At 70.2% G+C, this 24,958-nt stretch carries 14 protein-coding genes; 5 read left to right on the top strand and 9 right to left on the bottom strand.

Going from position 1 to position 24,958, the window contains the following annotated elements; all coding sequences use genetic code 11:
• Nucleotides 1-2 precede the first annotated feature (2 nt).
• Entirely contained in the window at nt 3-1,286 is a 1,284-nt protein-coding gene (locus ACGFIE_RS20745; RefSeq protein WP_393296807.1) for a nucleotide sugar dehydrogenase, read from the top strand.
• A gap of 59 nt (nt 1,287-1,345) precedes the next feature.
• Here ACGFIE_RS20745 and ACGFIE_RS20740 read toward each other — a convergent pair whose 3' ends face one another.
• Nucleotides 1,346-1,888: an acyltransferase gene (locus tag ACGFIE_RS20740; protein ID WP_363688632.1), complete on the bottom strand. Its 543-nt coding sequence runs from the start codon at nt 1,886-1,888 to the stop codon at nt 1,346-1,348.
• 160 nt (nt 1,889-2,048) lie between these two features.
• Entirely contained in the window at nt 2,049-2,387 is a 339-nt protein-coding gene (locus tag ACGFIE_RS20735) for a DUF952 domain-containing protein (protein ID WP_393296805.1), read from the bottom strand.
• A 102-nt stretch (nt 2,388-2,489) separates the two neighbouring features.
• Between ACGFIE_RS20735 and ACGFIE_RS20730 the strand changes: the two genes are divergently transcribed.
• From ACGFIE_RS20730 to ACGFIE_RS20720, 3 genes are all read left to right on the top strand, one after another.
• Nucleotides 2,490-2,801: a hypothetical protein gene (locus ACGFIE_RS20730; protein WP_393296803.1), complete on the top strand. Its 312-nt coding sequence runs from the start codon at nt 2,490-2,492 to the stop codon at nt 2,799-2,801.
• 81 nt (nt 2,802-2,882) lie between these two features.
• A complete protein-coding gene (locus tag ACGFIE_RS20725) occupies nt 2,883-3,539 on the top strand; it encodes a response regulator transcription factor (protein ID WP_363688638.1) in 657 nt (218 codons plus the stop codon).
• Between the two features lie 9 nt (nt 3,540-3,548).
• Nucleotides 3,549-5,006 carry an ATP-binding protein gene (locus ACGFIE_RS20720; protein WP_393296801.1) on the top strand — a complete coding sequence of 486 codons (1,458 nt, stop codon included), beginning with the start codon at nt 3,549-3,551 and terminating at the stop codon, nt 5,004-5,006.
• 36 nt (nt 5,007-5,042) lie between these two features.
• Here the strand turns inward: ACGFIE_RS20720 and ACGFIE_RS20715 are convergent, their stop codons facing one another.
• The 4 genes from ACGFIE_RS20715 to ACGFIE_RS20700 all read right to left on the bottom strand — a co-directional run bounded on the left by ACGFIE_RS20715 (nt 5,043) and on the right by ACGFIE_RS20700 (nt 9,390).
• The gene (locus tag ACGFIE_RS20715) at nt 5,043-6,005 is read right to left on the bottom strand and encodes a TAXI family TRAP transporter solute-binding subunit (RefSeq protein ID WP_393296799.1); all 963 of its coding nucleotides are present in this window, start codon (nt 6,003-6,005) and stop codon (nt 5,043-5,045) included.
• 61 nt (nt 6,006-6,066) lie between these two features.
• A complete protein-coding gene (locus tag ACGFIE_RS20710; protein WP_393296797.1) occupies nt 6,067-6,759 on the bottom strand; it encodes a hypothetical protein in 693 nt (230 codons plus the stop codon).
• 107 nt (nt 6,760-6,866) lie between these two features.
• The gene (gene yaaA, locus ACGFIE_RS20705; RefSeq protein WP_393296795.1) at nt 6,867-7,664 is read right to left on the bottom strand and encodes a peroxide stress protein YaaA; all 798 of its coding nucleotides are present in this window, start codon (nt 7,662-7,664) and stop codon (nt 6,867-6,869) included.
• A gap of 52 nt (nt 7,665-7,716) precedes the next feature.
• On the bottom strand, nt 7,717-9,390 hold the full coding sequence (locus ACGFIE_RS20700) for an ArnT family glycosyltransferase (RefSeq protein WP_393296793.1): 1,674 nt from the start codon (nt 9,388-9,390) through the stop codon (nt 7,717-7,719).
• Between the two features lie 230 nt (nt 9,391-9,620).
• On the opposite strand from ACGFIE_RS20700, the gene ACGFIE_RS20695 reads away from it, so the two are divergent.
• A complete protein-coding gene (locus tag ACGFIE_RS20695) occupies nt 9,621-10,661 on the top strand; it encodes a phosphatase domain-containing protein (protein ID WP_363688650.1) in 1,041 nt (346 codons plus the stop codon).
• Between the two features lie 66 nt (nt 10,662-10,727).
• Here the strand turns inward: ACGFIE_RS20695 and ACGFIE_RS20690 are convergent, their stop codons facing one another.
• The 3 genes from ACGFIE_RS20690 to ACGFIE_RS20680 form a co-directional block, all read right to left on the bottom strand.
• Nucleotides 10,728-15,176, bottom strand: a complete 4,449-nt coding sequence (locus ACGFIE_RS20690; protein WP_393296790.1) for a LamG-like jellyroll fold domain-containing protein — start codon at nt 15,174-15,176, stop codon at nt 10,728-10,730.
• Between the two features lie 393 nt (nt 15,177-15,569).
• Complete coding sequence (locus ACGFIE_RS20685) at nt 15,570-19,967, bottom strand: LamG-like jellyroll fold domain-containing protein (RefSeq protein ID WP_393296788.1); 4,398 nt, start codon at nt 19,965-19,967, stop codon at nt 15,570-15,572.
• 335 nt (nt 19,968-20,302) lie between these two features.
• Complete coding sequence (locus ACGFIE_RS20680; protein ID WP_393296786.1) at nt 20,303-24,724, bottom strand: FG-GAP-like repeat-containing protein; 4,422 nt, start codon at nt 24,722-24,724, stop codon at nt 20,303-20,305.
• Between the last annotated feature and the right edge of the window lie 234 nt (nt 24,725-24,958).

The raw sequence follows: 24,958 nt of genomic DNA, 5'->3' as shown, positions 1-24,958 counted from the left end.
CCATGAACATCTCCGTCGTCGCACTCGGAAAGATCGGGCTGCCGCTGGCCGTGCAGTTCGCCGCGAAGGGGCATCGAGTGCTCGGTGCCGACGTCTCCGAGCGGGTTGTCAGCCTGGTCAACGACGGGGTGGTCCCGTTCCCCGGTGAGACCGACCTGGACGTCAAGCTCAAGGAGGCGGTCGCCGCCGGGCTGTTGTCGGCCACCACCGACACCGCCGCCGCGGTCGCCGAGTCCGAGGCCGTCGTCGTGGTCGTGCCGCTCTTCGTCGATGGCGAGGGTGTGCCGGACTTCGGCTGGATGGACGACGCGACCCGGGCGATCGCCCGTGGGCTCAAGCCGGGCACCCTGGTCAGCTACGAGACCACCCTGCCGGTCGGCACCACCCGCAGCCGCTGGGCGCCCATGCTGGAGGAGGGCTCGGGCCTCACCGTCGGCAAGGACTTCCACCTCGTGTTCAGCCCGGAGCGGGTGCTGACCGGTCGGGTCTTCGCCGACCTGCGTCGCTACCCCAAGCTCGTCGGTGGCGTCGACGAGGCGTCGGCCGCGCACGGTGTCCGGTTCTACGAGGCGGTGCTCGACTTCGACGAGCGGCCGGAACTGTCCCAGCCCAACGGCGTGTGGGACCTCGGGTCGGCGGAGGCGTCGGAGCTGGCCAAGCTGGCCGAGACGACCTACCGGGACGTCAACATCGGGCTGGCCAACCAGTTCGCCCGTTTCGCCGACACCGTCGGCGTCGACGTCACCAAGGTCATCGAGGCATGCAACACCCAGCCGTACAGCCACATCCATTCACCGGGCATCGCCGTCGGCGGCCACTGCATCCCGATCTACCCGCGGATGTACCTCTGGAACGACCCGGCGGCCACCGTGGTGCGCTCGGCCCGGGAGGCCAACGCGGCCATGCCCGACTACGCCGTCGACCTGCTCGCCGCCGCGTACGGTGACCTGTCCGGTGTGGGCGTGCTGGTGCTCGGTGCCGCCTACCGGGGCGGCGTCAAGGAGACCGCGTTCTCCGGGGTCTTCCCGACCGTCGAGGCGCTGCGCAAGCGCGGTGCCACGCCGTACGTCTCCGACCCGATGTACACCAACGACGAGCTGGCCGCGCACGGGCTGCCCGGCTACGACGGCCAGCCGATCGGCGCAGCCGTCATCCAGGCGGATCACGCCGAGTACCGCAACCTCGCCCCGGGCGACCTGCCTGGCGTGACGGTGCTTGTCGACGGCCGTCGGGTCACCGACCCGGCGCGCTGGGCGGGCGTCCGCCGAGTGGTCATCGGCGGCTGACTCCGGATGCGCTCCCGGCGGGGGTGGTCGTCGACGACGACCGCCCCCGCCGCGCCTTTTCAGCCCTGCTGCGGCGGGTTCTCCACGTCCCGGGAGATGACCTCGCCCTTGGCGTCGACCCAGCCCTTCGGCCGGGCCGGGTTGCCGGCGACCAGCTGGTACGGCTGCACGTCCTTCGTCACCACCGAGCCGGCGGCGATCATCGCGTACTCGCCGACCTCGATGCCGCAGACCAGGGTCGCGTTCGCGCCGATGGAGGCGCCTCGCCGGACCAGGGTCGGCGTGATGGTCCAGTCCGGATTCTGCGCCCGCGGCCGAAAGTCGTTGGTGAAGACCGCGCACGGGCCGACGAAGACCTCGTCCTCGATGGTCACGCCCTGGTAGACGGAGACGTTGTTCTGGATCTTCACGCGGTCGCCGACCGTCACGGTGGCGTCGACATACACGTTGCGCCCGATCACGCAGCCCGCGCCCACCTGGGCCGATGATCGGATGTGGGCCAGGTGCCAGACCTTGGTGCCGTCGCCGACCTGGGCGCCGTCCTCGACGTCGGCGGTGGGGTGGACGAAGACCGAGGGGGCCGGTGAGGTGCTGTCAGTCATCCTTCAACTCGCATGTGTCGCAGGGCGCAGAGCGCCGTCGGTGACCCGCGCCGGCTCGGGCCGGGAACTTGGCACCGGTCGCGCGGATCGGGGCTGCCACGCTGCCCCGGGCACGGAGCGTGCCGTCGGGGCGCGGGACTCGGCGTAGCATATCGACCGCTCAGCCGAGCAGCGCCGCCACCGCCTCGGCGGCCGGGGTGTCCACCGGCAACGCCTGCGCCGCCGCCACCGCCGCGACCGGCAGCGGCCCGTACAGGTGCGGAAAGAGTTGCCCGCCGCGGGACGGCTCCCAGTGCAGCGCGTCGCCCAGTCGCTCCTCCTCGACGCTGAGCAGGGTGAGGCCCGTGACGCCGGTGAAGTGCCGGCGAGCGGTCTCCACCACCTGGTCGCCGGCGGAGAGGTGGATGAAACCGTCCTGCCGGTCCACCGCGGAGCCGGTGAAGGTGCCGGCGGCCCGGGCGTCGTCCCACTCGGTCGTCGGCAGCAGCTTGTAGATCATCTCCGCAGCCTACGTCGGCCCGGTGGGCGTTTCGGCCGTACCGCCGCCGACCTCGGTCGCGGCCCGGCATGCTCAGGTGGAGCGGCCGTGGAGGGATGGACGATGGCGAGCTACGACGACGACTGGACCGACACCCAGCGCGGGTTGTACGACGAGTGCTACCGGGCCGGCGGCGAGTGGGCCGAGGACCCGGACACCCCGTCCGACGACGTACAGCATGTGATCAACCTGGCCGAGGCGGACGACGACGCCTTCGACGACGCCGAGATCGACTATCCGCCCCTGGTCGACGCCGTCACCCAGGCCAGCGGCGTCAACGTCACGAGCGTGCCGGCCCGCCACGACGACCCGGGCTTCCGGGGCTTCGCCGACGGCGTCCGCGACGCGGTCGCCGACGACGTCTTCGGTCTGTAGCCGACCCGACCGGAGGCGGCCTCCCGCTCGCGGCGCCCTTCTGCCACCATTCGCAGGACGGCTGCGACGGATGGGGGCACGGTGCGGATCCTGCTGGTGGAGGACGACCGCCGCGTGGCCGCCGCGCTCTCCTCCGCCCTGACCCGCCGCGGCTACGAGGTCGAGCACGCGGCCACCGTCGCGGCGGCCCTCTCGGCCGCCCCCTGCGACCTGGTGCTGCTCGATCTGACCCTGCCCGACGGGGACGGCACCGACGTGTGTCGGGAGCTGCGTCGACGCAGCAGCCAGCTCGGCATCATCGCGGTGACCGCGCGGGGTGAGGAACGCGACCGGGTGCTCGGGCTGCGCCTCGGCGCGGACGACTACGTGGTCAAACCGTTCTCGATGGTCGAGCTGCAGGCCCGGATCGAGGCCGTGCTGCGGCGGGCCGCGAACGCGGCGCCCGAGCGGCACCTGATCGAGGCGGGGGCGGTACGCATCGACGTGGCCGCCCGCACGGTGACGGTGGCGGGGCGCGCGGTCACGCTTACCCGCAAGGAGTTCGACGTTTTGCTGTCGCTGGCCCGCCAGCCGGGGGTGGCGGTGCCCCGCGACCGCATCCTGCTCGACGCCTGGGGCACCACCTGGGCCGATCGGCACACCGTCGAGGTGCACGTCGGGTCGTTGCGCGGCAAGCTGGGCGACGCGCGCCTGGTGGAGACCGTCCGCGGGGTCGGCTACCGGTTGCGCGATGCGTGAGGGGCTGCCGTGCGCCGTCGACTGGTGATCAGTTACCTGCTGCTGATGGTGCTCGTCCTCATCGCGTTGGAGAGCCCGCTCGCCGTCACCCTGGCCAGCCGGGAGACCGAGCGGGTACGCGCCGACCGGCTCGCCGACGCCACCCGGTTCGCCTCGCTCGCCGGGCCGGCGCTGCGCGGCGGCGGGCCCGGCCCGATCGGGGCGGAGCTGCGCAGCTACGACGAGCTGTACGGGATCGGCGCGGCGGTCGTCGACCGGGACCGGGACATCGTCGTCGACTCGGCGAGCTGGCAGTCCACCGGCACCGCCATGGTGCTGGACGTCGCGTTGTCCGGGCAGCAGGCAAGTGCGCCCGAGTCGGTCTGGCCCTGGTCGGCCGGGCCGGTGGTGGTGGCGGTGCCCATCAACGACGGCGGTGAGGTCCTCGGCGCGGTGGTGATCGTGACGCCGGCCGACGAGATCCGTCGGGCGGTGGGCACCTGGTGGCTGCTACTCACCCTGGCCGGCCTGCTCGTCGTGCTGGCCTGCGTGCTCACCGCGTTCTGGCTGGCCGGCTGGGTGCTGCGCCCGGTGACCGAGCTGGACGCGGTCACCCACGAGATCGCCGAGGGTGATCGGGGGGCGCGCGTGCAGCACCGGCTCGGTCCGCCGGAGCTGCGCCGGCTCGCGGCCAGCTTCAACCACATGGCCGACGTGGTCTCCGACGTGATGGACCGGCAGCGCGCGTTCGTGGCGCACGCCAGCCACCAGCTGCGCAACCCGCTCACGGCGCTGCGCCTGCGGGTGGAGGAGCTGGGGCCCAGCCTCACCGACGAGGACGGGCGGTCCGAGCACCGGCTGGCGCTGGAGGAGACCGACAGGTTGGCGCTGGTGCTCGACGCGCTGCTGACCCTGGCCCGCGCCGAACGGGAGGAGAACGAGCGCGTCACCGTGGACGCCGCCGCCGTGGCCGCGTCCCGGGTGTCCGCGTGGGCGCCGTTGGCCCGGCACCGGTCGGTGTCGCTGCGGCTGGCCACGAGCGACGCCCCGGCGTACGCGCGGACCGTACCGACAGCCGTCGACCAGGCGTTGGACGCGCTCATCGACAACGCGGTGAAGTTCAGTGGGGCGGGCGGGGCGGTGACGGTGACCGTGACCCGCCGCGACGGTGGGGTGGTCCTGGAGGTGCGCGACACCGGCCCGGGGATGACGGAGAGTCAGCTCGGCCAGGCCACCGAGCGGTTCTGGCGGGCGCCGGACGCGCAGAACGTCGACGGCGCCGGGCTCGGCCTGACCATCGCCGCTGTGCTGGTGGACGCCTCCGACGGGCGGCTCACCATGTGGCCCGCCACGCCGCGCGGGCTGGTCGCCGGCCTGTGGTTTCCGGAGCCCTCACCGGAGCCCGAGCCGGCCCCCGAGACCGGGCCGGCGGGGGAGCCGGCGGACGAGGACACCGCCGTCGACAGGCGGCCCGCCCCGACGCGGTAGTGGGCCGAGCGGGCCGGGTGGCCCGCCCGTCGACCGTCAGGGCTTGGCGGCCCGGTACCAGGCGGCGGCCCCGGGGTGCAGCGGCAGCGGCGCGGTGGCGATCGCCGAGCGAGGGCTCATCCGCCCCGCCGCCGGATGCGCCGCGCCCAGCTCGGCCCGGCGCTCCATCAGCAGCCGGGTCACCTCCCGCACCAGCGGCTCCGGCAGGTTGGCCCGCACGATCAGGTAGTTCGGGTCGGCGACAGTGGTCACCGGGTTCATGCCGTACACCGAACGGGGAATGTCGCGGGAGACGTAGACCTGGCCGTAGCGGGCGCGCAGCGGCTCCGTCCACTCACCCAGGTCCACGATGCGGGTCGCGCTGCGCCCGGCCAGCTCCTCGATGCCCCGCACGGGCAGACCGCCGGAGAAGAAGAACGCGTCGATGTGCCCCGTGCGCAGAGCCTGCACCGAGTCGTCCAGGCCGAGCCGTTCCCGGCGTACCGTGTCGCCGCCGAGCCGGGCCACCTCCAGCAGCCGGGTGGCGGTGATCTCGGTGCCCGAGCCGGCCGCGCCCACGGAGACCCGCCGGCCACGCAGGTCGCCGACCGTGCGGACCGGGCCGCCGTCGGTGGTGACCAGGTGCAGTTGGTCGTCGTACACCCGGGCCACCGCGTCCACCGACGGGTTCAGCGCCGGGCTGCTGGGCAGCACGTCGGCCTGGGTGAAGCCCAGCTCGGCTGCTCCGGAACCGACCAGGCGGACGTTCTCCGCCGAGGCGGCGGTGATCACCACGCTGGCCCGTACACCAGGCAGCTCCCGGTTGAGGATGGTGGCGAGGGACTGCCCGAACGCGTAGTAGACGGCGGTGGGGCTGCCGGTGGCGATCCGGATCGCCATCGGCTCGGCCGGGTCGTCCCGGCAACCGGCGGCGGCGAGTGCCACGACCAGCACCAGCGCCGCCGCTCCCGCTCGGCGTGGACCGGCGCGACCCGAGGAGGTACGACTCACGCGGTGCACTGTGCGCGCTACGGCGCATCGGCGCAAGCCCGTACCGGTCGGTGCCGCCGAGGGGTGCCGGTCAGCAGGCCGGACGGTGGGCCGGCCCCGCCGCCACGCCCCGGGCCGGCTCCATCGACGCGCTGCGCAGGATGCGCTCCCGGTCCGGCCCGTCGGCCACGCTGACCAGGAAACAGCCGGTGCCCGGGCGGAGCACGGCCGGCACGTCGAGCACGGCCGCGCTGCGGATCAGCACGGCGGCCAACTCCCGGTCGGTGAGGCGTACGCCGAGGATGTGCCGCCGCACGTGCCGCCCGCCGGCCAGGAGCGCCGACCGCCACGCCGCCGCCGCGAGCCGGGACGTCCACCGGCGGCGGGCCGGTGAGGCACCCGGCACGGGACCGCCCAGCAGCTCCCGACGCCCCTGCCACCACCCGGCATCCACCATCCGGGCGTACGCCCCCCGGTGCTCCGGCGGCACCCAGAGTCGGTGCAGCTCGTAGCGGCGGCGCAGACCGCCGACTGTCAATTCCTGGGTGACCGGGATGTCGAGGCGGGCGAGCAGCTGCCGCATCCGCTGCGCGGCGTCCTCCCGGTTGAACTCGACACCCGGCGCGTGCGACGGCAGTGCGGCGGCCGAGCGGGCGCCGGTCGGCGGTGCCGTGCAGCGCAGCAGGCAGGCGGCCTCGAAAGCGTCGCCCAGGGTCAGCCAGTCCAGCGGGGGAGGCGTCGCCGGCGAATGGGGCCGGTCGAGCAGGGCGGGATCGCGGGCCAACTGAAGGCTCCCTTGTCGGAGTCTGGGTTCCCCTACCGTGGCCCCCACGCGCCCGTTGCGGAACGCATTCCGCCCAGCCTTGAGGAAATCTTGCGGCTGCCGCGCCGCTACAGGTCGGTCACGACCAGGTCCACCTGCCGGACCCGGCCGGCGGCCACGGGCTCCTCCACGACTGTGTGCTTCAGCTCCCGCAGCGTCCCGATCAGCTCCGCGGCGGTACGCGGCCGAGCGCCGACGATCAGCAGGTCACGAACCAGCCGTCCCTTGGTCGCCTTGTTGAAGTGGCTCACGACCGAGCGGACCGGTACGCCGTCGACCTCCCGCTCGTGCAGCACCCGCACGGTCACCGTCCGCTCGGCCAGCTCCCCGCGCGGAGTCCAGGTGGCGGCGTACGCGCCGGAGCGCAGGTCCAGCACCGGCCCCCGACCCGCCGCGCCGGCCAGGACCGGCTCCAGCTCCTTTCGCCAGTACGCCGACAGCGCCCCGACGCCCGGCAGGCGCGCGCCGATCGGGCAGCGGTACGGGGGGATCCGGTCGGCGAGACGGACCGCCCCCCACAGTCCGGAGCTGATGAGGATCGACCGGCGGGCCGCCCGCTGTGCGGCCGACGGCAGGGTGGCCAGCTCCAGCGCTTCGTAGAGCACGCCCGTGTAGAGCCGTTCGGCCGGGGCGGTTGCCGCCGCGCGCAGCCGGGCGTTGCGGCGCAGCTCACCGCGCTGGCCTTCGCTGAGGCCGAGCGCGGCACGGGCGACCTCCTCGTCGGGGCCGGCGCTGAGGGTCACGAGCGCGTCGAGCACCCGCTCGCGGGCCGGGTTCAGCTCCGGCAGGGAGAGCTTGTCCGGGGTCCACCGCCGTCCGGTGCCGGCGTCGGCCTTCCCCTCCGAGGGCGGCAGCAGGATGAGCATCGGGTCTCCTCGGGCGGGTGGAACGGCGGCCCGGCCAGCGTACGACCCGCCGCTACCGCCAGGGCCGCACCGGTGTGTCGGGGTGGTACACGCGATAGCCGCCGACCTCGCGTACCGCTGCGGCGTCGGGCCGGTCGCCGAGCAGCCGGCGCAGCCGCCGGTCCATCGGTGAGTCGACCTCCACCACGTAGCCCGGCCGGGCTGCCCGCCCGACCTGCCGCCAGTAGGGCCGGTAGCGGTTCTGCCCGGGGGACAGATCCCCGTCGAGCACCGCGCAGACCACCGACTCGTCGGTGTTGAAGGTCAGCCGGTTGCAGGTCCAGTAGTCCCCGTACACCTCGTGGGGGCCGTTGGCGCGTAACGCGGCGGCCAACTCCCGGGCCTGGCGTTCCTCGGTCCGCGACGCGGCGGTGCCGGTGCTCGCGAAGAGCACGGTCATCACAAGCGTCGTCGCGGTCAGCGCCGCCAGCACGGCGGTGGCCAGCGCGCCGGCCAGCCGGCCGAGCGCGCCCACCGTGCCCCGCCAGCAGGCGAGAGCCGCCACCCAGAGCGGCCAGAGCACCGCCGGCAGCGACAGTTGCAGCACCGACAGGTAGCGGGCGTTGTCCAGCGGACTGGTCGCGGCGAGCGGGCTGCGCACGTACGACAGCAGGGTCAACGCCGCGCCGACGACAAGCGCGAGCTGCACCACCGGCCCGACCCGCGCGCCCCGCAGCGTGGTCTCGCCCCGCGTGCCGGGCGGCGTGGCGGCGGCCTGCGTGCCGCTCGTCATGCGGGCGGCCCGGCGGTAGGCGAGGAGCGCGAGCACGGCGGCGGCCACCAGCAGCACCGGATAGAGCAGCCCGAACCACTGTTGCCACCGGCCGCACCCGTCGACCGGGCAGAGCCCGTGTGCCAGTGGCACCCCCTCCAACAGGCCGCCGGAGATCCGGTCCGACCACTGCGGCGACGGGCCGGCCTTGGTGCTGACCTCCCGGAACACCGTCAGCGAGTCCTCACCCGGCCCGGCCCGCAGGTTGTCGACGATCATCGGTGCCACCCCGGCCACGAAGCCCGCCACCAGCAGCAGCCCCGACCAGCCGAGAAGCTCCCGCCGCACCGCCCACACCAGGGCCAGCCCGGCCACCGCCAGGTACGGCAGGATCAGCCAGTCCGACCAGGCGGCCAGCCCGACCAGGAGCCCGAACAGCGCGACGGCCAGTCGCCGGTGCCGGACCGTCCCGGCGGCCAGCCCCACGGTGATCAGCAGCATCAGCAGCACCGCCGGCTTCACCTCCGGCCGGCCGCCGACAACTGTGAGCTGGTCGCGCACCACCCGCTCCGGCCCCAGCGCCAGCAGGCCGACGACGAGGACGGCGAACCACGGCGTGTAGAGCCGGCGGGTGAGCCGGTACACGAGGTAGAGGAAGACCGCGTACAACGCGAGCATCGGCAGCCGCAGCACCGGCCAGCTCGGCCCGGCCACCGCGAGCAGCGGCGCGGCCAGGTACGACTCCAGCATGCCCATGTAGTGCTGGCCGTACAGGAAGACGGGGCGTTCGCGGCCCTGCCCGATGTGCAGAGCGGCCAGCCCGAAGGTCGCCTCGTCGCTGTTCGACACCGGCACGGTGTACAGCGTGAGGATCAGCCGGTACCCGACACCGACCAGCCCGACCAGGAGCGCGACGAGCGCCGGCCGGTCGAGTCGCGGACGCCACGGCCCGCGGTGCTGCTCTGGATGCGACACGACCACGCCCCCGTCGTCGTCCCGAACGGAGTGTTTCACGTCTGGCCCGGCGGCCGTGGTCGATCGGCTGGTCCGGCCCGGCTGGCCCGGCCCGGCTGGTTCGGCCCGGCTGGTCTGCTTCGGCCCGGCTGGTCTGCTTCGGCCCGGCTGGTCTGGTTCGGCCCGGCTGGTCTGCTTCGGCCAGGCCGGCTCGCGTGGCCGTGACCGGCGACGTGTGGCAGGGTTGGCGCGTGCCACCCACACCCGCCGGCCAGCTGGCCGTGCCGAACCTGCACCGGGCCGCGCGGATCGAGGACGCCGTGCACCAGCTCGTGGAGCGTCGGTTGCGGCGCACCGGCTGGCGGATGAACATCGTGGCCTACACCGGGTACGGCCGTCCGGGTTGGGTGCGGGTGATGTGCCGGGTGTTGCTGGGTCGTCCGGACACCCGCCAGCGGGGTCGGCTGGAGAAGGTCCGGGGCTGGCGCAGCTTCACCACGCTGCCCGCCAAGCACGTGACCGTGCAGATCGAGGCCGGCGGAGTGCGGCACGAGGCCCGCGCCGATCGCAGCGGCTTCGTCGACATGCTCGTCGAGGCCGACCTGCCGCCCGGGTGGGGTACCGTCCGACTCAGCGTGCCCGACGCCGAGCCGGTCGACGCGCCCGTACGCATCCTCGACCCGGACGTCAAGTTCGGCATCCTCTCCGACATCGACGACACGGTGATGGTGACGGCGCTGCCCCGGCCGCTGCTCGCCGCGTGGAACACGTTCGTCCTCGACGAGCACGCCCGCGCCGCAGTGCCCGGCATGGCGGTGCTCTACGAACGGCTGGTCACCGCCCACCCCGGCGCCCCGGTCTTCTACCTCTCCACCGGCGCGTGGAACGTCGCGCCGACGTTGACGCGGTTCCTGTCCCGGCACCTCTACCCGGCCGGGCCGCTGCTGCTCACCGACTGGGGTCCGACCGCCGACAGGTGGTTCCGCAGCGGCATGGAGCACAAGCGCTCCACCCTGGCCCGGCTGGCGAAGGAGTTCCCCGACGTGCGCTGGCTGCTGGTCGGCGACGACGGCCAGCACGACCAGGAGATCTACCGGGAGTTTGCGGCCGCCCACCCGGAGAACGTCGCCGGGGTGGCGATCCGCCGGCTGTCCCCGACGCAGTCGGTCCTGGCCGGTAGCCTGCCTGCCCCTGCGGGCCGGCCGTCGTCGGGGCCGGTGGGGCAGAAGTGGCTGTCCGCCCCGGACGGCGCCGGCCTGTGGATGCTGCTGCGCGACGCCGGCCTGGTCTGACTCGCAGATACGCGAAACCCCCGGGCACCACGACGCGCGTGGGTGCCCGGGGGTTCGGTGCGTCGACTACATCAGCGAGGGCGCAGCCCAGGCGACGGTGCCGGGGGCGCCGTTGCCCGGGTAGAGGGTCATGGTGCCGTTGCTCCGGCGCCGGACCACCAGGTCGACCTTTCCGTCGTTGGTGACGTCGCCGAGACCACTCATGTCGAAGTCACGGCAGATGCCGCAGACCAGGATGCGGGGGGCCCAGGTGGGGGTTCCGCTGGCTGCTGTGTTCGGGTAGACCCACATGTCGCCGGTGCCGCTGTTGCGCATGATCAGGTCGACCTTGCCGTCATTGGTCGCGTCCTCGACGCTCACGTTGTCGTACCCGCCGCAGGAGCCACAGAGCAGGATCCGGTTGCTCCAGGTGATCGCGCCGCCGGTGGGGCCGTTGCCCAGGTACGCGTACATGTCGCCGGTGCTGTTCTCCCGGATGAAGAGGTCGGTCTTGCCGTCCCGGTTGACGTCGCCGAGATCGGATACGCCGAAGTTGAAGCAGCCGCCACAGACCAGTTGGCGGGTGGTCCAGACCGGGTCTCCGGTGGCGACGGTGTTCGGGTAGACGTACATGTCGCCGGTGCTCTTCTGGCGCATGAACAGGTCGACCTTGCCGTCGTTGTTGGCGTCGGCGATGTTGAAGGAGTCGTAGCCGCCGCACTTGCCGCACACCACGATGCCGGCGTCGAACGTCAGCGTGCCGTCCAGGTTCGTCCCGCGGCGCAGCAGCACGTCACCGTTGCTCTGCATGATGAGCATGTCGGTCCGGCCGTCGCCGGTGACGTCGCGAATGTTGGGCGCGATGACCTGCTGGGCGTAGTTGCCCGGTGCGGTGGCCTCGGCCGGGTTCAAGCTTCGGTCCCAGTGCTGCACGTTGCTGATCTGGCCGGAGTAGTACGAGCTCGGCGCGCCCTGGTAGCGGTAGTGGCCGATCACGAAGCGCCCGGTGCTCGGCCAGGACACGGCGGCAGCGTGCTGCGCGGTGCCGGCCAGGTTGTTGTTGACGTACAGGGCCATCGTGCTCGTGGTCGCGTTGTAGGTCGCCACCAGGTGCGTCCACACGCCGAGCTGGGCGTTGGGCGCGCTCTTGGCCTGGTCGTACGACCAGGCGTCGCCGTCGGAGCGGGCCATCCCGAACCGCCAGGTGTTGTCGCTCTGCTCCTGCCAGAGGATGAAGCGGGCGGATCGTGCCCCCTCCTCGGAGAGGATGATCTTGCCGGCGGTGGTGGGCTTCACCCAGGCGGCGACGCTGAACGACTTGGTGGTGTCGATCAGAACGGGACTGGCGGCGCTGACCAGGCTGCCGGTGCCGCTGGCGTCCACCCCAGTGCCGGTGGCATCGCTGTTGAGGCGCAGGTCCGGGCTGAAGAGGTCACCCTCGTGCCATTTCGCGTTGCCGGTGCCGGTGAGGGTGCTGCCGCCGGAGATGTCGACAGCGGTCGCCGCGGTCTCTCCGGCCGCGCCGCCGTTGAGCGGCCAGGTGTGCTTGGCGGTGACCAGGCCCTGCGCCTGCTGGATGGCGATGGTCGGCGTGGTGCCGAGCCCGCTCACCAGGTAGGCCGTGGTCAGGCCGTTGCCGCCGACGGTCCACAGGTCGGGGGTGCCGTCGGAGTTGGCGTCGGCGGCCCGCAGGCTCAGCGTCGCGCCGCGGTTCCAGTTGGTCGAGAGCGTGTACGGCGTGTAGGTGAGCTGGTTGGTGTCCTGGTTGTAGGCGAGGTTCTTCCAGAGGTACAGGGCGCCGGTGCTGCTGTTCCAGAGGAACATGGCGGTGCCGCTGGTGAGCTGGGCGGTGGTGATGGTCCAGTTGTTCCAGTCCACGCCGCCGGTCGGGGTCAGGGTCGTGGTGCTGCCGCCGTAGTAGTAGAGGCCGGCGGCGAAGGCCATGGGGTAGTAGTTGAGGAAGTAACCGTTGGTGGCGTCGCCGCTGGTGCCGATCAGGTCCGGGATGGTGCTTCCGGTGGCTCGGGAGTCGCCGGCGTTGGCCAGTTGTAGTGGGGCGTTGCCGTTGCCGTCGAGAAGTAGTTCGCCGGAGACGCTTACCTGGTTGTTGTACGGCTGGATGACCGAGCCGTCGCCGCTGCCGCGCAGGACGATGCCGTTGCCGGCGTTGGTGCCCGAGGTGTAGTAGACGAGGACGTCCTGCAGGCCGGAGCCGAAGAAGTGACCGGAGATCGCCTGGCCACCGTTGAAGTCGGACGGGTCCTCGTTGCCGGTGACGCCGTTACCGCGGGCTCCGAGGTCGTTGACCGTGGTGCGTACCGCGCCGCTGTTCATGCCCGTGCCGAGCCAGAGGCCGGACGGCAGTCCGTTGCGGGCGCCGATGGTCAACAGGTCGGCGACGCCGTCACCGGTGAGGTCCGCGTCGGCCGCCGTGGCGGCGGGGTTCGCGTTGAAGGTGACGGTGGCGGTCTCGCCGAAGTTCCCGCCGGTCGACAGGCTCGTCACCGCGAGCGTGTTGGTGAACCGGGTCGGGCTCACGACCACCGTGGCGGCACCGGCGGAGGCGGCGACGCTGACCGGGGGCAGGCCGTTGAGCTGGTAGCTGTAGCTGGCCGGCTGGGTGCCGGTGCTCGGCGGCGTGATGGCGAAGCTGATCTCTTCACCGATCTGCGGCTGCCCCTGCGGCTGACTGATGTCCGGCGCGCCGGTCCGGGTGGGATCGAACGTGAAGTTGCAGGTCGCCGACCAGTCGCTGGGCGTCCGGAAGTCGGTCGCCTGGACCTTCCAGGAGAAGTTGGTGGCCGCGCCCCCGGCAGCGGCGCGCAACGTGGCTGCCGGCACGATCAGCACGCCGGTACTGCCGGACGAGTACGTGAGCAGGTTCGGGTTGGACGACGCCAGGGCGGTCTGCGCGGCGTCGGACGTCTTCCACAGCTTGAAGCTCACCCCGAGGGTGCCGCCGTTGGGGTCGGACACCGGGGCGTAGAGGTAGACCGGGTTGTCCCCGATCATCGACCCGGTGCAGGCGGTCCGTGGTGAGGTGGTCAACCCGGTCGGCTTGTTCGGCTTGTGGTTGTAGAGGATCTCCAGCGTGGGGCTGGTCTCCAGGAACTCCTTCCAGCTCTGGGCGTCGCTGCCCTCGTTGTCGCCGACCAGCCGCAGGGTGCGGGCGGCCGTGCGGTTGTTCGCGAGGTCCGTCGTGATCTGGCTGGTGATGTCGAAGGCGACCCCGGCGGCGGCGCAGCCGCTGTAGCCGTGGGCGAAGCTCCCGTACGCCGCCAGCCGGGTGTTGCTCTGCGTCTCCCAGTAGTTCCAGGTGGCGTTGGATTTGGTGAGCACGGTGTCCGGGGCGTACACGTTGACGCGCTTCGGGTTGCAGGACCACGAGCGGGTGTTGGTGATCTTGAAGGTGGCCGAGCTGATCTCGGCACCCTTCAAGGCGCTGTAGGGCACCGGAAAGTTGATCAGCGTGTTCGAACGTTGCTCGCCGGAGTTGCCGACCTGCATCCGGCCGATCGGGTCCGGGGTGTTGTTCCAGTAGTTGGTCGACTGGTGCTGGTAGGAGATGCTGGCCCAGCCGGACATCCGCGGGCCGCTGGCGCTCCAGTTGAAGCTGGGGTCGATGTAGACGGGGTAGATGGTCGCGGCATCGGTGAGGAGCTTGCGGTCGGGCTTGAGACCGAGCTTGCCGGGGGCGATGGCCACCCCGATGGCGGCGGTACGAGCGGCGCGGCCGGGAGCCGCGGTCGTGGATGCGGCGCCGCTGCGAGCGGTCGGCCCACTGGAGGTCCCCGCCGAGGAGTCCCACATGATCGGCGCGGGTGCGGTGATGACCGCGTCGCCGGTGCGGTCCTGCCCGCTGATGTTGCCGGCCGCGTCCGCGTCGAGGGTGAAGCCCTTGGCGGCGGTGGCCAGCTCGAGGGTGGCCAGCTTCGGGTTCTTCGCTGCCGTTGCGTTCTTGACCACGAAGACGTGGGAGAACCCGCCCTGGGCGTTGACGGTGGCGGTGAGGTCCACGCCGGGCAGTACGTCGGCGTAGGTCGCCGTCGGCCCGGCGAGCGTGGGGGCCGGCAGGGCGACGGGGGCGGTCAGGGTGAGTGAGCGGTCCCCGCTGACCAGGTGTGCCATCGGCCCGGTGCCACCGCCGGACAGCGTGATGTCGTGCGTGGTGGTGGTCGGCGTGACGGCGCCGTCGGCTCGCCGGACCAGGGTGGGGTCCAACTGCTTCCAGGCGTCGCCGACGCGCTTGCGGCTCGGCATGGCGCTTTGGCTGAGCAGGAGCCGCCCGTCCGGGCGGGCGGTGAGGGTCTCGGTCGAGGTGCCGGCGGCGGTGGCCTCGACCTGCTTGCCGGTCCGCTTGGCGTGGGCGAGGGCCGCGTCGATCCCGAGTGGCCCGGCTGGGACAGCGGCGGGTTTCGGCGTCGCAGGAGCGGCGGCGGTGGCCGGTGTGGCGAGCGGGACGGTGGCCGTGGCGATGGCGACAGCGGCCACCGCACCCGATGCGACAGCGCGTAGGCGCAGCCGTCTGGTGATCATAAGCAGAAACTCCCCGTGAGTGATGTGCCGCGAACGCTCAGACGCGATCGCGCTGACACGTCGGATTGGCGGCCACATTGAAGCAGTCGCGCCGGCCTGCCGGGAACGCCTCCGCTCACAGAATGCTGTCCTTTTAGAACTTACTGAGATGGGTTTGATGGCATCGGCGGCTGATCTTCGTTGTGATTCCGTGATCTTTCGCGGTCTTGTGCACGAAACAGTGTTCGCGCCAGAGGGTGCGTGATGGATAACTCTGCGTGGCCCACCGTGCATGTCAGGATCGAGTCGCCCGGGGTGATCCGGACGAACGAGACGGCGACGTCGTCATCGGCGATCCACGCGGGAGGGGCCGGTCACGGCTTGCGCCACGAACGGCCCCTCCACCTGTACGGATCAGAAGATCCGGTTGTACGCGGTCCAGCCGGTGCCGATCAGGCGTCCGTGCACGTACGGCTTGCCGTTGCTGTTGGTATTGATGTCGTTGCCGTAGTACCAGAGGGTTCCGTCGGACTTGGTGGCCACCAGATCGACGTAGCCGTCACCGCTCACGTCGCCCGGCAGGATCCGGTTGAACGTGCCGAAACCCGCGCCTATCTGGACCGGTGTGGTGAAAGGCCAGTTCGGGCTGTTGACGTAGTTGTTCGGGTAGTACCAGAGCGTCCCGTCCGACTTGGTGGCGATCATGTCGGCGTACCCGTCGCCGTTGATGTCGCCGGCCATGATCCGGTTGAACACGGTCCAACTGGTGCCGATCGTGAGACCGCTACCGTAGAACGGGTTGGTCGAGTCGGTCGCCCACCGGTTGTGGTGCCAGATCAGGTTGCCGTCGTTCCGCAGGCTGATGATGTCGCCGTAGCCGTCGCCGTTGATGTCGCCGACCATGGTTTTCGGCAGATCGTCCCAGCCCTCGCCGACGACCCGGCCGTAACCGTAGGGCTGGCCCGGGTTGAGGCTGCCGTTGTTGCCGTAGTACCAGAGCGTGCCGTCCGGCTTGGTGGCGACGATGTCGGGGTAGGTATCGCCGCTGATGTCACCGGTCATCACCCGGTCGAAGCCGTTCCAGTCGCTGCCGATCAGGCTGCCGTAGCCGTACGGCTGGGAGATGACGCCGGTGTTCTGGTAGTACCAGAGCGTTCCGTCCGTCTTGGTGGCGACGATGTTGGCATAGCGCGCCTTCGGCGCGGGCGCGACGCTCCAGGCCTCATTCCAGGTCTGGACGAAAGCCAGTTCGCCATTGAACCAGCCGCCGTAGGTGGTGGCGGCAGTCTTGTGGCTACCGATCCGCAGCCCGCCGGTGGCGTTGAAGACGGTGTTGTGGCTGACCCGCCCGACGTTCGCCCCGTTGACGTAGATGGTCATCAGGTTCAAGGACTTCTGGAAGTTGACCGTGACCTGCGTCCACACGCCCGCCCGCGCGGTGTTGGCACCGGCGCTCGCCGTGTCGTACGTCGGTGTACCGGTGTCGGTACGCGGCATGGCAAAGCGCCAGGACTTGTCGCCGGCCTCGGTGTAGAGCTTGAAGCCGGCGGTGTTGGTCCCGTTCTGGGAAACGACGGTGCCGCCGAGGACAGCGGGCTTGATCCAGGCGGAGACGGTGAAGTCGGTGCTGGTGTTCACCGCCGACGTCGGGGTGGTAAGGGTGCCACTGGCGCCATTGAAGACGGCGTCCGGGTCGAACATGTCCCCGGTGCTCCAGCTGACACCGGTGTTGCCGGTCGCGTGGAGGGTGCCGACGGTGTCGAGGGCGGTGCCCACCGCGCCGGTCTCCGCGTCGTTGAGTTGCCAGGCGTGGTCGGCGGTGATGAGGGTCTGGGCTGGTTGTGTGGTGATGGTGCCGGTGTTTGCGGACATTGCGGTGACCAGCCAGGTCGTGGCGATCCCGTCGGTGCCGATGGTCCAGAGGTCGGGGGTGCCGTCGGTGTTGATGTCGGCGGCGCGCAGGTTGAGGGTTGCGCCGCGGTTCCAGTTGGTCGAGAGGGTGTAGGGCGTGTAGGTGAGTTGTTGGGTGTCCTGGTTGTAGGCGAGGTTTGTCCAGAGGTGTAGGGCGCCGGTGCTGTGGTTCCAGAGGAACATGGCGGTGCCGTTGGTGAGTTGGGTGGTGGTGATGGTCCAGTTGTTCCAGTCCATGCCGCCGGTCGGGGTCAGCGCGGTGGTGCTGCTTGGGTAGTAGTAGAGGCCGGCTCCGGGGTTCGTGGGGTAGTAGTTGAGGGAGTAGCCGTTGGTGGCGTCGCCGCTGGTGCCGATCAGGTCGGGGAAGGTGGATCCGGTGGTTCGGGAGTCGCCGGCGTTGGCTAGTTGTAGTGGGGCGTTGCCGTTGGCGTCGAGTAGTAGGTCGCCGGAGATGCTTGCTTGGTTGTTGTAGGGCTGGATGACGGAGCCGTCGCCGCTGCCGCGCAGGACGATGCCGTTGCCGGCGTTGACGCCTGAGGTGTAGTAGACGAGGACGTCCTGGAATCCGGCTCCGAAGAAGTGGCCGGAGATCGCTTGGCCGCCGTCGAAGTCGGACGGGTCTTCGTTGCCGGTGGTTCCGTTGCCGCGGGCTCCGATGTTCGCTGTGATGGGGTCTACGCCGGTTCCGTTTCTGCCGGTGGCGAGCCAGAGGCCGGAGGGCAGGGTGTTTGCCTTGCCGACGGTGAGCAGGTCGGCGACGTCGTCGCCGGTCATGTCGCCGTCGAGTGCGGTGGCGGCGGGAGCGGCGTTGAAGACTTTGGTGGCGCTGTCGCCGAAGTTGCCGCCGGCGGAGACGCTGGTGACGGTGAGCGTGTTGGTGAAGCGTGTTGGTGACACCGTGAAGGTGGCGGTGCCCGTGGCGTCGGCGGGGATGTCGACCGGCGGGCCGCCGTTGAGTTGGGAGACGTACCCGCTCGGTGTGGTGCCGTTGCTGCCTTCGGATTTGGTGATGGTGAAGGTGGCCGGCTGGCCGATGGTGGCCCCCGTGGGTGCGTCGCTTACTGACGGGTGACCGGGACGGGTGGGGTCGAAGGTGAAGGTGCAGGTGGCCGACCAGTCGCTGGGCGTCCGGAAGTCGGTGGCCTGGACCTTCCACGAGAAGGTGGTGATGGCGCCGGCGGCTGCGCTGCGCAGGGTGGTCAACGGCACGATCAGCACGCCGGTGGAGCCGGATGAGTAGGTGAGCAGGTTCGGGTTGGACGATGCCAGGGCGGTCTGCGTGGCGTCGCTGGTCTTCCAGAGCTTGAAGGAGACGCCGAGGGTGCCGCCGTTGCGGTCGGAGACCGGGGCGTAGAGGGAGACGGAGGCGTCGCCGACGATGCTGCCACCCGCGCAGGCGGTCTTCGGTGAGGTGGTCATTCCGGTCGGCTTGTTGGGCTTGTGGTTGTAGCGGATCTCGAGCGTGGGGCTGGTTTCGAGGAACTCTTTCCAGCTTTTCGGGTCACTGGCGTCGTTGGCGGCGACCATCCACAGGGTGCGGGTGGCTCGTTTGTTGGCGACGTCGGTTTTGATCTGGTTGGTGATGTCGAAGGAGACGCCTGTTGCGGCGCAGCCGCTGTAGCCGTAGGCGAAGCTCTTCGACGCGGCGAGAGGGCTCTTGCTCTGGTTTTCCCAGTAGTCCCAGGTGGCGTTCGACTTTGCCAGCGTGGTGGACGGGGCGTAGATGTTGACGGTCTTGTTGTCGCAGTTCCAGGACCGGGTGTTGGTGATTTTGAAGGTGGCGTCGTCGATTTCCGCGCCGGCGAGGGTGCTGTAGGGCACCGGGAAGTTGATCAGAGTCTGGGAGCGTTGTTCGCCGGAGTTACCGACCTGCATGCGGCCGATCGGGTCCGGGGTGTTGTTCCAGTAGTTGGTCGACTGGTGCTGGTAGGAGACGCTGGCCCAGCCGGACATCCGCGGGCCGCTGATGCTCCAGTTGAAGCTGGGGTCGATGTAGACCGGGTAGACGGTCGCCGCATCGGTGAGCAGTGTGCGGTCCGGCTTGAGACCGAGTTTGCCAGGGGTGATGGAAACTCCGATGGCGGCGGTGCGAGCGGCCCGGCCGGGTGCCGTGGTCGTGGATGCGGCGCCGCTGCGGGTGGTCGGTGCGCTGGCGGTGCTCGCGGAGGAGTCCCACATGGTTGGTGCGGGTGCGGTGATGACCGCGTCGCCGGTGCGGTCTCGGCCGCTGATGTTGCCGGCGGTGTCGGCGTTGAGGGTGAAGCCCTTGGCGGTGGTGGCCAGTTCCAGGGTGGTCAGCTTCGGGTTCTTCGCGGCCGTGGCGTTCTTGACCACGAAGACGTGGGAGAAGCCGCCTTGGGCGTTGACGGTGACGGTCAGGTCCACGCCGGGTAGGACGTCGGCGTAGGTCGCGGTCGGCCCGGCGAGCGTCGGGGCGGGCAGGGCGACGGGGGCGGTGAGGGTGAGCGTCCGGTCTCCGCTGACCAGGTGTGCCATCGGTCCGGTGCCGCCGCCGGACAGGGTGATGTCGTGGGTGGTGGTGGTCGGTGTGATGGCGCCGTCGGCCCGCCGGGTCAGGGTGGGGTCGAGCTGCTTCCAGGTGTCGCCGACGCGTTTGCGGTTGGGCATGACGCTCTGGCTGAGCAGGAGCTGGCCGTCGGGTAGCGCGTTCAGGGTCTGCGTGGAGGTGCCGGCGGCGGTGGCCTCGACCTTTTTGCCGGTCCGCTTCGCCTGAGCCAGCGCCGCGTCCACCCCGAGCGGTCCGGCCGGGACAGCGGCCGGTTTCGGCTGGGCGGCACCGGCGACCGCCGGTGCGGTGAGCGGGACCGTGGCCGTGGCGATGGCCACAGCGGCCACCGCACCCGATGCGACAGCGCGTAGGCGCAGCCGTCTGGTGATCATAAGCAGAAACTCCCCTTGAGTGATGTGCCGCGAACGCGGCAGACGCGTCCGATCGACGGCCATGGTGAAGCAGTCACGCCGGCCTGAGGGATGCCTTCCCAGCAACACGACGGGTCCATTTGCAACTCACTGAGATGCTTCAGGGCGCAGATCGAGGACTTCGTCACGGATCCGTGACCTTTCCAGGCGGTTGAACATGCAACATCGCTTTCGCCCCGGGATTTGCCGAGGCGCTCACTGCGAGTGAGAGAAGCGTGCAGATTCGCGCATGGCCGAGGTGGAAAAAATCTGGCCGGTCCGGCCCGGGCTCACCGCCCGGACCGGACCATTCGCGATCAGAAAATCGTGTTGAAGGCCGACCAGTTGGCACCGATGACGGTGTAGCCGGACTTGAACCGTCCTACCCCGTTGCCCTGGTAGAGGTGGAGATTCTTGGTCGTCGCGTGGCGAGCGATGACGTCGGTGTTGCCGTCCATGTTGAAGTCTCCGACCGAAAAGATCCGGTCGAGGGCGGCCCAATTGTCGCCGATGACGGTCGAGCCGGGGTGGAACCTGCCGGTGCCGTTGCCGCGGTAGAGGTAGATGTCCTTGTTGGTCGCGTGCCGGGCCATTACGTCAGTCTTTCCGTCCCCGTCGAAGTCGCCCGACGAGAAGATCGTGTCGAAGGCGGCCCAGTTGTCGCCGATGATGGTGGAACCGGAGATGAAGCCCCCGGTGCCGTTGCCCCGGTAGAGGTAGAGGTCCTTGCTGGTGGCATTGCGCGCGATCACGTCGGTCTTACCGTCGCCGTCGAAGTCGCCCGGCGAGAAGATCGTGTCGAAGGCGGCCCAGTTTTCGTCGATGATGGTGGAACCGGAGAGGAACCTGCCGGTGCCGCTGCCTCGGTAGAGGTAGAGGTCCTTGTTGGTCGCGTGCCGGGCGATCACGTCGGTGATGCCGTCGCCGTTGAAGTCGCCCGGCGAGAAGATGGTGTCAAATGCGGACCAGGCCGCGCCGACGGTCGTCGAGCCGGACTGGAAGGTCCCAGCGCCGTTGCCCTGGTAGAGAAAGATGTCGCTGTTGGGCGTATACCGCGCCATGACGTCCGGGTAACCGTCTCCGCTGAAGTCCCGGCGCGGGCCGGCGGGAACCGGCTGGACCGGGCTCACCACCGCGTTCCAGGCGAGCAACTCACTGAGCTGACCCGTGAACCAGCCGCCGTGCCCGGCGGCCGACGTCCGGTGCGCGCCCATCCGGAACGGGCCGGCGGCGTTCCAGCTGCCGGAGTGAGTCACCACCCCCTTGTTCAATGCGCCGAGGTAGAGGCCGAGACGACCGTTGGCCTTCTCGTAGCTGACCGTCACCCTGGTCCAGACGCCCAGTCGGGCACTGTTCGCGCCGGCGGTGGCGACATCCCAGACCGGGTTGGCGACGTCGCTCTGCGACATTGCGACCCGCCAACTTCTGTCCGAAGCGTCGATCCAGACTCTGATGCCGGCCGTGTTCGTCGCGTCCTGGGAGAAGACGGTGCCGCCGGCGGCGGTCGGCTTGGCCCATACGGAGACCGTGAAGTCGGCGTTGGTGGTCACCGCCGGCCCGGGCGTGGCGAGCGCGCTGTTGGTCGTACCGTCGAACAGGGCAGCCCGGTCGAAGAGATCACCGGCCGTCCACATGCTGTTCCCGGAACCAGTGGCGTGCAGGGCGCCGACAGCGTCCTTCGCGACGTCGGCCCCCGTCACGGGGCCGCTCTCGGCGTCGGCGAGCGGCCAGGCGTGATTGGACGTGATGAGGCTCTGGGCCGGCTGCCCGGTGACGCTGCCAGCACCTGCGGACATCCCGGTGACCAACCAGGTCGTGGCGACCCCGCCGGTACCGATGGTCCAGAGGTCGGGGGTGCCGTCGATGTTGATGTCGGCGGCCCGCAGGCTCAGCGTCGCGCCGCGGTTCCAGTTGGTCGAGAGCGTGTACGGCGTGTAGGTGAGCTGGTTGGTGTCCTGGTTGTAGGCGAGGTTCTTCCAGAGGTACAGCGCCCCGGTGCTGCTGTTCCAGAGGAACATCGCGGTGCCGCCGCTGACCTGGGCGGTGGCGATGGTCCAGTTGTTCCAGTCCACGCCGCCGGCCGGGGTCAGCGTCGTGGTGCTGCCGCCGTAGTAGTAGAGGCCGGCCGCGAAGGCCATGGGGTAGTAGTTGAGGAAGTACCCGTTCGTCGCGTCGCCGCTGGTGCCGATCAGGTCCGGGATGGTGGATCCGGTGCCTCGGGAATCGCCAGCGTTGGCCAACTGCAGCGGGGCGTTGCCGTTGCCGTCGACCAGCAGTTCACCGGAGACGCTTACCTGGTTGTTGTACGGCTGGATGACCGAACCGTCACCACTGCCGCGCAGGACGGTTCCGTTGCCGGCGTTGACACCCGACGTGTAATACACGAGGACGTCCTGGAACCCGGCTCCGAAGAAGTGCCCGGAGATCGCCTGACCGCCGTCGAAGTCGGACGAGTCCTCGTTGCCGGTGACCCCGTTGCCCCGAGCTCCGATGTTCGCCGTGATCCGTTCTACGCCGGTCCCGTTCCTGCCGGTGGCGAGCCACAGCCCGGAGGGCAGATTGTTCGCCTTGCCGACGGTGAGCAGGTCCGCGACATCGTCGCCGGTCATGTCGCCGTCCAGCGCAGTGGCGGCGGGAGCCGCGTTGAAGACCATGCTGGTGCTGTCGCCGAAGTTGCCACCGGCGGAAACGCTGGTGACGGTCAGCGTGTTGGTGAACCGCGTCGGTGACACCGTCAAGGTGGCGGCACCCGTCGAGTCGGCGGGGATGTCGACCGGCGGACCGCCGTTGAGCTGGGAGACGTACCCGCTCGGCGTGGTGCCGCTGCTGCCCTCGGACTTCGTGATGGTTAAGGTGGCCGGCTGGCCGACGGTGGCCCCCGCGGGCGCGTCGCTCACTGACGGCTGACCCGGACGAGTGGGGTCAAATTTGAAGGTGCAGGTCGCCGACCAGTCGCTGGGCGTCCGGAAGTCGGTCGCCTGGACCTTCCAAGAGAAGCTGGTGATGGCGCCGGCGGCTGCGGTCCGGAGGGTGGTCAACGGTACGACGAGAACCCCGGTGGAGCCGGAGGGGTACGTCAGCAGGCTCGGGTTGGAGGCGGCGAGCGCGGCCTGGTTGGTGTCCGCGGTCTTCCAGAGCTTGAAGGAGACGCCGAGGGTGCCGCCGTTGCGGTCGGAGACCGGGGCGTAGAGGGAGACGGAGGCGTCGCCGACGATGCTGCCACCCGCGCAGGCGGTCTTCGGCGAGGTGGTCATTCCGGTGGGGGTGTTCGGCTTGTGGTTGTAGCGGATCTCCAGCGTCGGGCTGGTTTCCAGGAATTCTTTCCAGCTTCGGGTGTCGCTGGCCTCGTTGGCGGCGATCATGCGCAGGGTGCGGGTGGCTCGCTTGTTGGCGACGTCGGTCTTGATCTGGCTGGTGATGTCGAAGGACACGCCTGCTGCGGCGCACCCGCTGTAGCCGTAGGCGAAGCTCTTGGACGCTGCGAGGGGACCGTTGCTCTGGTCTTCCCAGTCGTCCCACCTGGCGTTTGACTTGGTCAGCGTGGCGGCCGGCGCGTAGACGTTGACCGTCTTGTTGTCACAATTCCAGGACCGGGTGTTAGTGATCTTGAACGTGGCGTCGTCGATCTCCGCGCCCGCGAGGGTGCCGTACGGCACTGGGAAATTGATCAGGGTCTGGGAGCGCTGCTCGCCGGAGTTGCCGACCTGCATCCGGCCGATCAGGTCGGGGGTGTTGTTCCAGTAGTTGGTCGACTGGTGCTGGTAGGAGATGCTGGCCCAGCCGGACATCCGCGGGCCGCTAGCGCTCCAGTTGAAGCTCGGGTCGATGTAGACCGGGTAGACGGTCGCGGCATCGGTGAGCAGTGTGCGGTCGGGTGTGAGGCCGAGTTTGCCGTGGGCGATGGCGACCTTGATCGGCGCGGTGCGCGCGGCCCGGCCGGGTGCCGCGGTCGTGGATGCGGCGCCGCTGCGGGTGGTCGGTGCGTTGGTGGTGCTCGCGGAGGAGTCCCACATGGTGGGTGCGGGTGCGGTGATGACCGCATCGCCTGCGCGGTCCTGGCCGCTGATGTTTCCGGCTGCGTCGGCGTCGAGGGTGAAGCCCGTGGCGGTGGTGGCCAGTTCGAGGTTGGCCAGCTTCGGGTTCGCCGCGGCTTTGGCATCCTTGACCACGAAGACGTGCGAGAAGCCGCCTTGGGCGTTGACGGTTGCGGTCAGGTCCACACCGGGCAGGACGTTGGAGTACGTCGCGGTCGGCCCGGCGAGAGTAGGCACGGGCAGGGCGACGGGGGCGGTCAGGGTGAGCGATCGGTCGCCGCTGACCAGGTGTGCCATCGGCCCGCTCCCACCACCGGACAGCGTGATGTCATGCGTCGTCGTGGTCGCCGTGATGGCGCCGTCGGCCCGCCGGACCAGGGTGGGGTCGAGCTGCTTCCACGTGTCGCCGACGCGTTTGCGGTTGGGCATGACGCTCTGGCTGAGCAGGAGTTGACCGTCGGGTAGCGCGTTCAGGGTCTGCGTCGAGGTGCCGGCGGCGGTGGCCTCGACCTGCTTGCCGGTCCGCTTCGCCTGAGCCAGCGCCGCGTCCACTCCGAGCGGTCCGGCCGGGACAGCGGCCGGTTTCGGCGTCGCAGGAGCGGCAGCGGTGGCCGGTGCGGCGAGCGGGACCGTGGCCGCGGCGATGGCGACAGCGGCCACCGCACCCGATGCGACAGCGCGTAGGCGCAGCCGTCTGGTGATCATGTGAGGTACTCCCCGTGAGTGACGTGAACGCATGGACGCATCCGGTCGAGCGGCCACAGTGAAGCAGTCGCGCCGGCCTCCGAGAAACGTCTCTGGTCACTTACTGCTGTCCTTTTAGCACTCAGTGAGACGGTTTTGATGGCATCGGGAGCTGATCATCGTTATCCGTTCGTGACCTCTTGGGGTGGTTGAACATGAAACATTGTTCGCGCCACGGGGGTGCATGATCGATCA

The organism is Micromonospora sp. NPDC049275, assembly GCF_043197115.1.
Lineage (GTDB): Bacteria > Actinomycetota > Actinomycetes > Mycobacteriales > Micromonosporaceae > Micromonospora.
This window is presented reverse-complemented; position numbering and strand designations above follow the sequence as displayed.

What these genes read in the sequence shown, in the direction of transcription:
- ACGFIE_RS20685 (WP_393296788.1), bottom strand. Translation starts at nt 19,967, where the DNA reads ATGATCACCAGACGGCTGCGCCTACGCGCTGTCGCATCGGGTGCGGTG.
- ACGFIE_RS20680 (WP_393296786.1), bottom strand. Translation starts at nt 24,724, where the DNA reads ATGATCACCAGACGGCTGCGCCTACGCGCTGTCGCATCGGGTGCGGTG.
- yaaA (WP_393296795.1), bottom strand. Translation starts at nt 7,664, where the DNA reads ATGCTCATCCTGCTGCCGCCCTCGGAGGGGAAGGCCGACGCCGGCACC.
- ACGFIE_RS20740 (WP_363688632.1), bottom strand. Translation starts at nt 1,888, where the DNA reads ATGACTGACAGCACCTCACCGGCCCCCTCGGTCTTCGTCCACCCCACC.
- ACGFIE_RS20745 (WP_393296807.1), top strand. Translation starts at nt 3, where the DNA reads ATGAACATCTCCGTCGTCGCACTCGGAAAGATCGGGCTGCCGCTGGCC.
- ACGFIE_RS20690 (WP_393296790.1), bottom strand. Translation starts at nt 15,176, where the DNA reads ATGATCACCAGACGGCTGCGCCTACGCGCTGTCGCATCGGGTGCGGTG.
- ACGFIE_RS20735 (WP_393296805.1), bottom strand. Translation starts at nt 2,387, where the DNA reads ATGATCTACAAGCTGCTGCCGACGACCGAGTGGGACGACGCCCGGGCC.
- ACGFIE_RS20730 (WP_393296803.1), top strand. Translation starts at nt 2,490, where the DNA reads ATGGCGAGCTACGACGACGACTGGACCGACACCCAGCGCGGGTTGTAC.